This window comes from Pantoea sp. SM3640, assembly GCF_015654165.1.
Lineage (GTDB): Bacteria > Pseudomonadota > Gammaproteobacteria > Enterobacterales > Enterobacteriaceae > Pantoea > Pantoea vagans.
The window spans coordinates 1,471,175-1,485,190 of record NZ_CP064872.1 but is presented as its reverse complement, the minus strand read 5'-3'; the positions used below and the strand labels follow the sequence as shown (position 1 = coordinate 1,485,190).

Genomic DNA, 14,016 nt, shown 5'->3' with positions numbered 1-14,016 from the left:
TCGTGAGACTGTCGTTAAAAATGTCTGCTCTGCCCTGTTTCCCCGTTGACCTTGCCTTTATGGCTGCTGACCTTTCCGCCGCACCCGCAGTGTGCTCTACACTTAATGGCACCCTTCCGTTAAAGGAGCTACGCCATGAGCCAACGCATGCACAAATATGCTTTTCCGGTCAGCAAAGCCCGCAAATACCTTGAGCCGGGACCGGTGCTGCTGCTCAGCTCGCAGTATCAGGATCAGCATGACATCATGACGCTCGGCTGGCACACGGTGCTGGAGTTCTCGCCGTCCCTGGTCGGCTGCATGATTGCCGGTATGAATCACAGCCACGAGCTGATCCGCAACAGCGGTCAGTGCGTGCTGAATATTCCTTCCGCCTCGCTGATTAATGAAGTGGTGGCTGTCGGCAATAGCCACGGTGACAGTATTGATAAGTTTGAAGCGTTTGGCCTGACGCCGGAGCCGGCTCAGGTAGTGGGTGCGCCGATGATTGCCGAATGTTTTGCCAGCTTTGAATGCCAGCTTTATGACGACGCCATGGTCGCCCGCTACAACCTGTTTATTTTTGAGATCGTCAAAGCGCACGTCGCTGAGCAGCCGGAATATCCCCCGACCCTGCACTACACCGGTGAAGGCCGGTTTAGCGTGATGAGCGATAAAATGCTGGATAAGAGCGGAGATTTTAAACCGGAGATGCTCATCTAGTTGAAAGCGCTCTGCTGCGCCCCCATTCACCTCTTTCGACCTGACAGGAGTAAATTATTATGGCAATCGAATACGCAGTTATCGCTGGCGGCTGTTTCTGGTGTACCGAAGCGGTATTTAAAGATGTGATCGGCGTAGAGTCGGTTGAAAGCGGCTATACCGGTGGTGCGCGTCCTAATCCGACCTATGAGCAGGTCTGCAGTGGCGCAACCGGTCATGCAGAAGCGATCCGCATTGGCTTTGATCCGGAGCAGGTAACTTATGGCGATCTGCTGGATATCAGCTTTGTCACGCATGATCCGACCCAGCTGAACCGTCAGGGCAATGATATCGGCACCCAGTATCGCTCTGCCATTTTCCCGGCGAATGCCGAGCAGGAAGCAGAAGCGCGCGCCGCCATTGAACGCGCCCAGGCTGATCATGATGTGCCGGTTGTGACCACCATTGAGCCGCTGAAAGAGTGGTATCCGGCTGAAGCCTATCATCAGGATTACTGGGAAGGCGCCGGTCAGCGCAACGGTTACTGCATGGCGGTCATCCCACCGAAACTGCAGAAGCTGCGTAAAAGCTTCGCTAATCGGGTGAAGAGCTGATTTAGCGTCTGACGGAGCGGCGTCCGGCTGGGATACAGGCCCGGACGTCGCTCCGGGTTATTTCAGTCGTCACGCGGTTCTTAACATGACCCGATCGGCTTCTTTATTACTGTGGAATATGGCGCATAAATGCCCGATTTTAAGCCGCAGTAAATCGATTCGTTCAGAGCTTAAGCGAATAGATCGAAAGAAAAAAATAGTGCTTGACCCTTTTCAGCCGACTCCCTATAGTACCGCCCCGTTGACCCAGCGCGGTCAGCGAAGTAAATGTGGTGAGGTGTCCGAGTGGCTGAAGGAGCACGCCTGGAAAGTGTGTATACGGCAACGTATCGGGGGTTCGAATCCCCCTCTCACCGCCACATTCAAAGAAGAGCCTGAACTTATGTTCAGGCTTTTTTTTGCCTATTGCACAGTAAGGGGGGTGAGAAGCCCCGCCGGGGTTCGACAGCATGCGCAGCATGCTGGACAGCGGAGCCTGCGACGCTGCCCGCAGGGTGAGCGCAGCGAATCCATCCCCCTCTCACCGCCACATTCAAAGAAGAGCCTGAACTTATGTTCAGGCTTTTTTTTGCATATTGCATTGCGAGAGGGGGTGAGAACCCCCGCCGGGGTTCGACAACATGCGCAGCATGCTGGACAGCGGAGCCTGCGACGCTGCCCGCAGGGTGAGCGAACCGAATCCATCCCCCTCTCACCGCCACATTCTAAAGAAGAGCCTGAACTTATGTTCAGGCTTTTTTTTGCATATTGCATTGCGAGAGGGGGTGAGACCCCCCGCCGGGGTTCGACAACATGCGCAGCATGCTGGACAGCGGAGCGTGCGACGCTACCCCACAATAAGAAAACCCGGCCGGGGCCGGGTTTGGGCGCTACACTTCTACTCAATCAAACGCTAGCTATATGCGTGCAGGGTGCGCTGACACAGCGCAGAACGCACACAATCCTCTTTGCCAAAGCGCACAATGCCCACCATCTCGTCCTCTTCAAAACGCGCCAGCGCGTCCGCGAGACCGGAAGGCACCCCAGCGGGCAAGTCGCACTGGGTAATATCGCCGTTAACAATGACTGTGACGTTTTCGCCCAGTCGGGTCAGGAACATTTTCATCTGCGCGGCGGTCACGTTCTGCGCCTCATCCAGAATTACCACTGCATTTTCAAAGGTGCGGCCACGCATATAGGCGAAGGGCGCAATCTCTACTTTGGCAATTTCCGGACGCAGACAATATTGCATAAATGATGCGCCAAGACGTTTAACCAGAATGTCATAAACCGGGCGGAAATAAGGGGCGAATTTCTCAGAAATATCACCGGGCAGGAAGCCCAAATCCTCATCTGCCTGCAGTACCGGGCGCGTAACGATAATCCTGTCGATATCCTTATTAATCAGGGCCTCAGCCGCTTTCGCAGCACTGATCCAGGTTTTACCGCATCCGGCTTCACCGGTTGCGAAGATCAGCTGTTTCGTTCCTATGGCATTGAGATAGTGCGCCTGAGCTTCATTACGGGCTTCAATCGGCAGCCGGTCGCGCGTATCGCGCGCCATGCCAATGGCATCCAGTCCACTCATATGCACCAGCGAAGTGACCGACTCTTCTTCGCGCTGACGATGACTGCGTGAGTCACTGCGAAGCACTCTTCTGGCTTCACGACGCGCTTTGATCACTGCTTTCTGTCTTCCCATAGTGGCACCTTTCAGTTGGTTTCATTTCCTGCGCGAGGCCGGTGGCCCGTTGCGATTACGTGAACGCTTTAGAGGTTTCAGTTGGCTTCCTTTTGAGCCATGACAGGACAGGATAGTGGGTATGCAGCAGCGCAATAGCGTGGCTGAATACCGGATAAAACAGGCTGTGCTAAGACAAAAGAAATGGTTGAAGGAAGGGAGAAATAACGAGGCAGAATTGTCCTCGCGGTCAGGCGCAATTTATTCAGTGACAGTAACGTTCCATAAAAGACTCGACCCATGCGCGAACTCCAGTGTGATACATCGACACATCCGATTACGCCTGTTGAATAAAGTGCATCATTTCGTTGGACTTTTGCAATAGTAATTTTACCTGCTGGCAAAGGAATTGCTAATCACACGTAACTATTTTTTTAAGAATAAATGTAAAATTCATATATTACAGTCACTTAGATTATTTTATATATATCAGGCAACGGCTTAATCTCAGCGAAAACTCAGTAAGCAAAGTGCTGAAACCGAAAAGGCAGGCGGTCAGGGATGAGCCGCCTGCGATGGTTAAAATTTAATCAGGACTCCAGCAACGGCTGCGCTAAATAATGGCTGGCGTCGGGGACACCGGGCAAAGCAAAAAAGTAACCGCCACCAAAAGGCCGGATATATTCTTCCAGCGCTTCACCGTTCAGACGCTGCTGCACGGTAAGAAACCCACGTTCCAGATCGTGCTGGTAGCAGACGAATAACAGCCCCATCTCCAGCTGGCCGGAGGCGGAGATACCCGCCGAGTAACTGTAGCCGCGTCGCAGCATCAGGCTGCTGGCCGTCTCAGGTGTGCGAGGGTTAGCAAGGCGGATATGCGCATCCAGTGCAATCACATCGCCGTCCGGATCTCGGGCGTAATCCGGCACGTCACGCTCATGCTTCATCCCCAGCGGCGCACCGCTCAGCTTCTCGCGGCCAAAAATGGTCTGCTGCTCACCCAGCGGCGTGCGGTCCCACATTTCCACGTGAAAGCGGATAAGCCGCACGGCCTGATAGCTGCCGTTGCGTGCCCAGACCGGTTCTTCCTGGTCCGCGGTCACCCAAAGCAGTTGATTCATCAGCGCAGAATCACGGGTATCCGGATTCGCCGTGCCATCTTTAAAGCCCAGCAGATTGATCGGCGTCTCCTGCCCCTGACTGCGTGCCGCGTGGTCGGAGATGAAACCTTCGCGCCGCCAGCGTACACCCAGCAGATCGGGCGTATGCTTGATGATGTCACGCAGGGCATGAATCACCGTATCCTGCGTGTTGGCACAGAGCTGTAACAGCAAATCGCCGTGACACTGGCTGGCATCCAGCGAATCATTGGGGAAGCGCGTCATCAGCTGCAGTTTTTTCGGCTTATGCGGCGCCAGACCAAAGCGTTCATCAAACAGCGAATGCCCGACCGACACAGTAATCGTCAGATTATCCGGCGCGATAGTCGCCCCCAGAATACCGGAGTCCATCGGAGGCAGTTGCGGATTGGTGACCGCAGGTGCCGGACCGCCCGCCGTGAGAAAAGCGATACGCTGGGTCAGCAGCTGAAACAGACGCTTCAGTTCAGCTTTATCGCTGCTGAGCAGATCAAACGCCACCAGCATCATTGATGCCTGCTGGGGCGTCGTGATACCCGCCTGATGCTGACCATAAAACGGCTGCGTCTGCTGTCGCGCCTGCGGCGTCACCGTACCCGGCGAAAAGCTGTCAGCGGCAGCGGTATGGAACGGACAGCCGCCGCCGATGGCCGCCGCGCCGCCCAGCAGACCCAGTCCTTTCAGTAAACGACGACGCGCAGGCTGCGCGTCATCTTCCTTACGACTCATGATTAATCCAGACCCAGAGTGCCACGAAGTAATGAAAGATCTTCCGCCAGGGCGGTGATCGGCCCTTTCAGCGCGTTACGGTCGGCGCTGGTCAGCTTCTCATAGGATTCGAAACCGGTTTGGGTGCGGTACTTGCTCAGGATCGCATCCACTTTTTTGAAGTTGGCGTCAACTTTGGCCAGCAGCTGCGGATTCGCTTTGCTCACCAGCGGTCGCAGCAGCTCAACGATTTTCTGTGCACCATCAATATTGGCGTGGAAATCCCACAGGTCGGTGCGGCTGTAGCGATCTTCTTCGCCGGAGATTTTGCTGGAAGCCACTTCTTCAATCAGACCAGCTGCGCCGCCGACGACTTTGGCTGGCGGGAAAGCCAGTTCGCTGATGCGCACCTGCAGATCTTTCACATCTTTATTCAGCTTATCCGCGTAGTCCGCCATGTCTTTGGTGCTGTTATCAGCAAACAGGGCTTTTTCCAGACGGTGGAAACCGGTGAACTTCGGATCGGCTGATTTCTTCTCGTAGTCATCTTCACGGGCATCGATATTGCCGTCGAGATCGGAGAACAGCTCAGCAATCGGCTCAATGCGCTCATAGTACTGACGGGTCGGGGCAAACAGCGCTTTGGCTTTTTCCACATCGCCCGCTTTAACCGCGTCCGTGAACGCCTGAGTGCTGCTCACCAGCTGGTTAACCTGCTCCGTTACATAAGCTTTATATTCGGTGATCGGCCCTTCCAGCTGCATACGTGCGGAAGTGCTGCTTGTCGCTGCGCCCTCACCCTTTACAATCAGCTTGCCTTTTGGATTGCTCAGCAGGCCACAGGTCATCTCATATTCGCCCGCTTCCAGATTAGCGGTCAGCTTCTGACTGAAGCCCGGCGCGATGTTTTCACGCTCTTCCACCACCAGCACGCCTTTGAGGATCTCCCACTCCAGCGCTTTCTGGCTGTTGTTTTTAATCAGGAACTGGGTTTTGCCAGCCTTAACCGTCAGGCTCATCGGCTCACACTGCCTGTCATTGACGCTTACGGTAACCTGAGGAACCGCTGCGGTCGCCGATGCGGAGATTGCCAGCAGAGGAAGCAGCAGTGCCTTGCGGCGGAAACGCATTGTCATCTCGATATTCCCTGTTAAGTTGCAGGCGCGACGGGCGCGCCAAAAAAATGTCTGATTACACCGTGGCCGACGCAGCAGGACGCGCAGGCATAAAGAACAGAATCAGCGCCGGGATCAGGTAGACGAAGTAAATCGTCACTTCACTAACGCTTGGCGTCTCCTGATAACCCAGAATGCCTTCCAACAGCGTGCCGAAAAGCGAATGGGTCGATAAGGTATTGCTGAGATCGAAGGCCACATCCTGAAAGCGATTCCATAATCCCGCTTCGTGGAAGGCGCGAATCGCACCGGCTGCAAGGCCCGCCGCGACAAACAGGATGAAGACGCTGGTCCAGCGGAAGAAATGCGCCATGTTCAGACGGATACCGCCCCAGTAAAGCAGCATGCCCAGCACCACGGCGGTTGCCAGCCCCAGTACCGCGCCAATCGGTGGCGCATAACCGACATCCTGCGTAAACGCCGCCAGCAGGAAGAACACCGACTCCAGCCCTTCACGTGCCACGGCAAGAAACACCATCAGCACCAGCGCCAGACCGCCCCGCCCTGAACGTTGCAGCGCCTGATCCACCGCCTGCTCAAGTTCAACCCTGATGTTGCGGGCCACTTTGCGCATCCAGAACACCATTGAGGTCAGGATCACCACCGCAATCAGCGCCACAATGCCTTCAAACAGCTCCTGTTCTTTTTGCGGGAATTCACCGGTAGTGGCATTGATGAACAGGCCAAGGCCCAGACAGAGCGCAGCGGCGATAAACACGCCCGCCCACATCGCCGGAAACCATTGGGTGCGCTGGGTGCGCTTGAGATAGCTGGCTATCAGGCTGACTATCAGCGCGGCTTCGAGCCCTTCGCGCAGCATGATGAGAAAAGGAACAAACATCGCCAACCTCTTGAATGTTAAGCAGCGTCAATGAACAGTAAAATCAGGTAAAGTGTAAACGATACCGATTATCATTATCGCTGCGAAAAAAACAAGTTACCGGCGGAGATAATTTCATCTTTGGGTGATTTATCTTTGTAACAAAAAAAGCCCGCTCCTTACGGCGCGGGCTTTCATGACTAACGCTTCGCTTATTTGGTCTGGAACTCCGCTTCTGCGGCAGTAAATCGCTGCTGCGCTTCGGCTGACGGTTCACGACCCATCAGGCTGAAGACCACAATCGCGATGCTGGCGAAAATGAAGCCAGGGATGATTTCATACAGTCCTAGCCAGCCATACTGTTTCCATACCAGTACGGTGAGGGCACCGATGATCATCCCCGCCAGCGCACCGTTGCGGTTCATACGCTTCCAGCAGACGCCGAACAGTACCACCGGACCAAACGCCGCACCAAAGCCCGCCCAGGCGTAGCTTACCAGGCCCAGCACACGGTTTTCCGGGTTCGACGCCAGCGCAATCGCAATCAGCGCCACCAGCAGCACCATCAGACGCCCTACCCATACCAGCTCTTTCTGACTGGCATTTTTACGCAGGAAGCCTTTATAGAGGTCTTCAGTCAGGGCGCTGGAGCAGACCAGCAGCTGACAGCTCAGTGTGGACATTACGGCAGCAAGAATCGCTGACAGCAGAATGCCGGCAATCCACGGGTTGAAGAGAATGCGTGCCAGCTCGATAAAGACGCGCTCAGCGTTGTCATTGACGCCGGTTGCCAGGGTCGGGTTGTTCTGGAAGTAGGCAATACCGAAGAAGCCGACTGCCACCGCGCCCGCCAGACAGAGCACCATCCACGCCATACCGATACGGCGTGCGGTGCGAATAGAGCGATGCGAATCTGCCGCCATAAAGCGCGCCAGAATATGGGGTTGCCCGAAGTAGCCCAGACCCCAGCCGAGCAGGGAGATGACCGCGACGAAGTTCAGCCCTTTGAGCATGTCGAGGTTTTCAAGGCTTTTCGCCTCAATCACCGTCAGCGAATCGGACCAGCCGCCTACTGCGATAATGACAAACACCGGCGTCAGGATCAGCGCAAAAATCATCAGGCTTGCCTGAACGGTATCGGTCCAGCTCACCGCCAGGAAACCGCCCACCAGCGTATAGAGGATGGTTGCCGCTGCACCCGCCCACAGAGCCGTCTGGTAATCCATACCAAAGGTGCTTTCAAACAGTCGCGCACCGGCCACCACGCCCGAGGCGCAGTAGATGGTGAAGAATACCAGAATCACAATAGCGGAGATGACGCGCAGAATTTTACTGTGGTCTTCAAAGCGGCTGGTAAAGAAGTCCGGCAGGGTCAGGGCATTATTGTGATGCTCGGTCTGAACACGCAGGCGACCGGCCACGATTTTCCAGTTCAGCCAGGCACCGATGGTCAGGCCAATCGCAATCCAGCTCTCAGAGATGCCGGAAATGAAGATGGCACCCGGTAAGCCCATCAGCAGCCAGCCGCTCATATCGGATGCACCGGCAGAGAGTGCCGTGACCACGCTACCCAGACTGCGGCCACCGAGGATGTAATCATCGAAGTTTTTGGTCGAGCGATAAGCCGCAAAACCGATTAATACCATCCCAAGAATATAAACCACAAAGGTCACCAGCATTGGTGTACTTACACTCATCTGTCTCTCCACTTATTATTTGATATCCCAGAGAAATCGCCAGCTACCCGCCTGCCGGAACGGGGCAAAGCGGGTCGATTTTCTTCGTCAGGGCGTCAGTCATTTCCCAGCGGCGCGGTATCCTGCCGGAAAGGCGTTCCGCGCACAATGGATTTAACACAGGCGTTACAGTGATTTCACTAACCGTTTGTGAAAACGTGCTGATAGGTTGCACTCGCTCACAGTTATCCGGTTGTACCTCTGTATAACCGGCCGTAAACCCGCTTTTTATCGGGCCTGCCGACCAGGCGAGGATCTTGCAGCAATATCCGTGCCGCATTGCGGGATTTAACAATTGCCGATGTAAGAAGGGTGTTAACTGGCTCACATTTAACACGGTTGCACAAAGTTGCAACTTAAGTGATAGTGCAGCCAACGCCGTATCGAACCACTATCAAGGAGCTCTGGAGTCATGGCTACAACCACCATGGGTGTGAAACTGGATGACGCAACACGTGAGCGCATCAAACTGGCTGCGCAGCGTATTGATCGCACGCCACACTGGCTGATTAAACAGGCCATCTTTAACTACCTGGGCCAGCTGGAGAGCGGCGATGCCGTGCCGGAGATCCCGCTTTCTGCACAGGCGGCGGCCGAGTCTGACGACACCCAGCCAGAGGAGACACACCAGCCGTTCCTTGACTTCGCAGAGCAGATTTTACCTCAGTCGGTGACGCGTTCAGCAGTGACCGCCGCCTGGCGTCGTCCTGAGACCGATGCAGTGCCAATGATGCTGGAGCAGGCTCGCTTACCGGCAGCGCTGGCAGAGAAAACCCATCAGCTGGCTTATCAGCTCGCCGACAAGCTTCGGCACCAGAAAGGTGCGACCGGACGCGCCGGTATGGTGCAAAGCCTGCTTCAGGAGTTCTCTCTTTCTTCACATGAAGGCGTGGCGCTGATGTGCCTGGCCGAAGCGCTGCTGCGTATTCCTGACAAGCCAACGCGCGATGCGCTCATCCGCGACAAGATTAGCAACGGCAACTGGCAATCGCATCTGGGCCGCAGCCCGTCGCTGTTTGTCAACGCCGCGACCTGGGGCCTGCTGTTTACCGGCCGTCTGGTCTCGACCCACAACGAGGCGAATCTTTCCAGCTCGCTCAACCGCATCATCGGTAAGGGCGGCGAGCCCCTGATCCGAAAAGGCGTGGATATGGCGATGCGTCTGATGGGTGAGCAGTTCGTCACCGGTGAAACCATTGCTGAAGCGCTGGCGAACGCCCGCAAGCTGGAAGAGAAAGGCTTCCGTTACTCTTACGATATGCTGGGCGAAGCGGCCCTGACCGCAGGCGATGCCAAAGCCTATCTGCTCTCTTATCAGCAGGCGATTCACGCCATCGGTAAAGCGTCGAATGGTCGTGGCATTTATGAAGGCCCGGGCATCTCCATCAAACTCTCAGCTCTGCATCCCCGCTACAGCCGCGCGCAGTATGAGCGGGTGATGGAAGAGCTCTACCCTATTCTGAAATCACTGACGCTGCTGGCCCGCTCCTATGACATCGGCATCAACATCGACGCAGAGGAAGCTGACCGGCTGGAGCTGTCGCTGGATATGCTGGAGAAACTCTGTTTCGAGCCAGAGCTGGAAGGCTGGAACGGCATCGGCTTCGTGATTCAGGCTTATATGAAACGCTGTCCATTTGTGATCGATGAGCTGATCGATCTGGCGCAACGCAGCCGCCGTCGTCTGATGATCCGTCTGGTGAAAGGCGCGTACTGGGACAGCGAAATCAAGCGCGCCCAGATGGAAGGTCTGGAAGGCTACCCGGTTTACACCCGTAAGGTTTACACTGATATCTCTTACCTGGCCTGCGCCCGCAAACTGCTTTCTGTTCCCAGCCTGATCTATCCGCAGTTTGCTACGCACAATGCCCACACCCTGGCCGCGATTTATCAGCTGGCAGGCAATAACTACTATCCGGGGCAGTATGAGTTCCAATGTCTGCACGGCATGGGTGAACCGCTGTATGAGCAGGTGGTCGGCAAAGTGGCGGACGGCAAGCTGAATCGCCCCTGTCGTATCTATGCGCCGGTCGGGACCCATGAAACCCTGCTGGCCTATCTGGTGCGTCGACTGCTGGAAAACGGAGCCAATACCTCGTTCGTAAACCGCATTGCCGATACCTCGCTGCCGATTGATGAGCTGGTAGCCGATCCGGTGACTGCCGTCGAGAAACTGGGGATCAGCGAAGGCGCCATTGGCCTGCCGCATCCGAAGATCCCTCTGCCGCGTGAGCTGTATGGCGAGAACCGCGTGAACTCAGCGGGTCTGGATATGGCTAACGAGCACCGTCTCGCCTCACTTTCCAGCGCCCTGCTGAGCAGTGCCGCACAGCCCTGCCTGGCCGAGCCGATGATCGACGGTGAAGCGGGTGCGGGTGAGTTGCGCGACATTCTGAACCCGGCTGCACCAAACGATCGTGTGGGTCAGGTACGTGAAGCCACAGAGCAGGAAGTCTCTGTGGCGCTGGATGCCGCCGTGAACAGCGGACCGATCTGGTTTGCCACCCCACCACAGGAGCGTGCGGCTATTCTGGAACGCGCCGCACAGATTATGGAAGGCCAGATGCAGCAGCTGCTTGGCATCCTGGTGCGTGAAGCAGGCAAGACCTATAACAACGCCATCGCGGAAGTGCGCGAAGCGGTTGATTTCCTCTATTACTACGCCGGTATGGTGCGTGACGATTTCGACAACGAAACGCATCGTCCGCTGGGTCCGGTGGTCTGTATCAGCCCGTGGAACTTCCCGCTGGCGATCTTTACCGGCCAGATTGCGGCTGCACTGGCAGCAGGCAACAGCGTGCTGGCCAAACCGGCTGAGCAGACGCCGCTGATTGCCGCACAGGCAGTTCAGATCCTGCTGGATGCGGGTGTACCGCCGGGCGTGCTGCAACTGCTGCCGGGTCAGGGTGAAACCGTGGGTGCGCAGCTGACGGGAGACAATCGGGTCCGTGGCGTGATGTTTACCGGCTCAACCGCAGTCGCCACCCTGCTGCAGCGGAATCTGGCCGGTCGTCTTGATCAACACGGTCGCCCGGTGCCGCTGATTGCGGAGACCGGCGGGATGAACGCGATGATCGTTGACTCCTCCGCGCTGACTGAGCAGGTGGTGATCGATATCGTCGCGTCGGCCTTCGACAGTGCCGGACAGCGCTGCTCTGCCCTGCGTCTGCTCTGCATTCAGGAAGATGTCGCCGACCATACGCTGAAGATGCTGCGCGGCGCGATGGCGGAGTGCCGCATGGGCAATCCGGAGCGCTTCTCTACCGACATCGGCCCGGTGATTGATGCCGAGGCAAAAGCCAATATCGATCGCCATATTCAGGCGATGCGTAACAAGGGCTTCACGGTTTACCAGGCGGTTCAGGATAACCCGCAGGACAGCAAAGAGTGGACCAGCGGCACCTTTGTCAAACCGACGCTGATTGAGCTGAATCAGGTCAGCGATCTGGACAAAGAGATTTTTGGACCGGTGCTGCATGTAGTGCGCTTCACCCGTAACAACCTGCCGAAGCTGGTTGAGCAGATCAACGCCTCCGGCTATGGCCTGACGCTGGGTGTGCATACCCGCATCGACGAGACCATCGCACAGGTTACGGCCAACGCCCGTGTCGGTAACCTCTACGTTAACCGCAACATGGTGGGCGCGGTGGTTGGCGTCCAGCCGTTTGGCGGGGAAGGCTTATCCGGAACCGGTCCGAAAGCCGGCGGTCCGCTCTATCTCTACCGCCTGCTGGCCAGTCGTCCGGATGGCGCGCTGCGCCTGACCTTTGATCGTCAGGATGCCGAGCGTCCGGCAGACAGCACGCTGCGTCAGTCGCTGCTGGCACCGCATCAGGCGCTGAGCAACTGGGCGAAAGATAAGCCTGAACTGGCGCAACTCTGCCAGCACTATGGCGAGCTGGCCCAGGCGGGCGTGGTCCGTCTGCTGCCTGGCCCGACCGGCGAGCGCAACACCTTCTCGCTGCTGCCGCGCGATCTGGTGCTCTGTCTGGCGGACAATGAGCAGGATGCGTTGATCCAGCTGGCTGCGGTCACCAGCGTGGGCAGTAAAGCGCTGTGGCAGGATGATGAGCTGCATCGCGCGCTGCGGGCCTCGCTGCCTGATGCCGTGAAAGCGCGCATCACGCTGGCACGTGACCCGTTAGTGGCAGAGTTTGATGCGGTGATCTATCACGGCGATGCCGATCAGCTGCGTACACTTTGTGAGCAGATCGCAGCGCGTGACGGCGCGATTGTTTCGGTGCAGGGCTTCGCCCGTGGCGAAACCAATCTTCTGCTTGAGCGTCTGCTGATTGAGCGCTCGCTGAGTGTGAATACCGCGGCGGCGGGTGGTAATGCGAGTCTGATGACCATTGGGTAAGAAGCGTTCGCCGGAGAGTGTTCGCTGCGCGAACGGGCTGCTGCGGCGCTGAAGCTGGGGTGGTTCGCTGCGCGAACGGGCTCTGAGAGGGGTTTCGTTCGCCTGATCAGTTGGGCAGTTTCAGTAACGCCTCTGCAGGCGACCGACAAGGGGCGCCAGTCGCCGCGCCCCTTGACCCCCGGCTCCGGCCTGCTTCACCGCCGCTTCGCGGTTCCTTCGCTTCTTCAGGATTTCTCACGGACCGGCAGGACGCGCCATCCCTGGCGCGAACCCGCCTCTTCGCGACATCCCTGTCGCTCGTCCTGAAATCCCTCATCCGCTCAGCGGTTCTGACGGCCTCCCTGACCCCTCGCTGTTATCTCTTCTTCTTGTGTTGGGTACTTTATCGCTGTGGTTTTTCAGGATTGCCTCTGGCTTCAGGCTCAGCAGTCAGAAAGGCCTTACACTCTATCCGTGGTAATCACGTCTTCTTCGGGCACTGAGATTGTAGCGGTAAGATTCCGTGATTAGCTTTGGCTTTGGCTTTCAGTCCAGCAGACAACACACCATCCGAAAAAACAAAGAAGGTATTACAGGTGGGGGTTTGGGAGAGGCATCCGAAGCGCTGAGGAACAACCGGAGGCCAGGATGAGCCGACAGGACGTCGGCGAGAGGACGGTTCGCGCCAGGGATGGCGCGTCCGGACGGTCCGTCGGCCGCAGGGTGTGACGAGGGCACCCCGCACAGCGGGGCGCGCAGGCTGCCGGACGCCGGGATTGTTAAGGGGCGGGTGTCCGCTCCTTGACGCGTCCGCCTGCACGGGCACCCTGAAACTCCCGACCGCCTGGCGGGCGAAACCTTCTCAGTGCCAGCACGCTGCAAAGCATGCCCAGCTCGCCTAACGAACGAAATCCCTCTCAGTGCCCTTTCACGCAGCGAACTCAAGACCTGGCGGGCCGCTACCCGCCGGGATTGTTAAGGGGCATACGCCTCTTAACGCGTCCGCCTGCACAGGCACCCTGAAACTCCCCATCGCCTGGCGGGCGTAACCTTCTCAGAGCCAGCCCGCTGCAACGCGTACCCGGCTCATAGCAAGCCCGCTGCTAATCGTAGCTGCTGCGCAGCGAAACCTGCCTGCCGCCAG

At 57.1% G+C, this 14,016-nt stretch carries 8 protein-coding genes, 1 tRNA gene and 1 other RNA gene; 5 read left to right on the top strand and 5 right to left on the bottom strand.

The annotated features are described in order from the left end of the window. Window positions 1-135: 135 nt before the first annotated feature. From IV493_RS06740 to IV493_RS06725, 4 genes are all read left to right on the top strand, one after another. Window positions 136-702: a flavin reductase family protein gene (locus tag IV493_RS06740; RefSeq protein WP_033783350.1), complete on the top strand. Its 567-nt coding sequence runs from the start codon at window positions 136-138 to the stop codon at window positions 700-702. A gap of 59 nt (window positions 703-761) precedes the next feature. Further along, on the top strand, window positions 762-1,295 hold the full coding sequence (msrA, locus tag IV493_RS06735) for a peptide-methionine (S)-S-oxide reductase MsrA (protein ID WP_013358241.1): 534 nt from the start codon (window positions 762-764) through the stop codon (window positions 1,293-1,295). A gap of 271 nt (window positions 1,296-1,566) precedes the next feature. Beyond that, window positions 1,567-1,654 (top strand) — tRNA-Ser (locus tag IV493_RS06730). A 213-nt stretch (window positions 1,655-1,867) separates the two neighbouring features. Next, window positions 1,868-1,995, top strand: a non-coding RNA gene (locus IV493_RS06725) — RtT sRNA. A 192-nt stretch (window positions 1,996-2,187) separates the two neighbouring features. Here IV493_RS06725 and phoH read toward each other — a convergent pair. From phoH to putP, 5 genes are all read right to left on the bottom strand, one after another. Continuing rightward, window positions 2,188-2,976, bottom strand: a complete 789-nt coding sequence (gene phoH / locus IV493_RS06720) for a phosphate starvation-inducible protein PhoH (protein WP_003852284.1) — start codon at window positions 2,974-2,976, stop codon at window positions 2,188-2,190. A 569-nt stretch (window positions 2,977-3,545) separates the two neighbouring features. After that, entirely contained in the window at window positions 3,546-4,823 is a 1,278-nt protein-coding gene (gene efeB / locus IV493_RS06715) for an iron uptake transporter deferrochelatase/peroxidase subunit (protein WP_195857959.1), read from the bottom strand. Window positions 4,824-4,825: 2 nt separating this feature from the next. Further along, on the bottom strand, window positions 4,826-5,938 hold the full coding sequence (gene efeO, locus IV493_RS06710; RefSeq protein ID WP_195857958.1) for an iron uptake system protein EfeO: 1,113 nt from the start codon (window positions 5,936-5,938) through the stop codon (window positions 4,826-4,828). A gap of 55 nt (window positions 5,939-5,993) precedes the next feature. Then, window positions 5,994-6,818, bottom strand: coding sequence for an iron uptake transporter permease EfeU (efeU, locus tag IV493_RS06705; protein ID WP_095707018.1), 825 nt, complete (start codon window positions 6,816-6,818; stop codon window positions 5,994-5,996). A gap of 191 nt (window positions 6,819-7,009) precedes the next feature. Beyond that, on the bottom strand, window positions 7,010-8,494 hold the full coding sequence (gene putP / locus IV493_RS06700; RefSeq protein ID WP_095707017.1) for a sodium/proline symporter PutP: 1,485 nt from the start codon (window positions 8,492-8,494) through the stop codon (window positions 7,010-7,012). A gap of 451 nt (window positions 8,495-8,945) precedes the next feature. Between putP and putA the strand changes: the two genes are divergently transcribed. After that, on the top strand, window positions 8,946-12,893 hold the full coding sequence (gene putA / locus IV493_RS06695; protein WP_195857957.1) for a trifunctional transcriptional regulator/proline dehydrogenase/L-glutamate gamma-semialdehyde dehydrogenase: 3,948 nt from the start codon (window positions 8,946-8,948) through the stop codon (window positions 12,891-12,893). Window positions 12,894-14,016 lie beyond the last annotated feature (1,123 nt).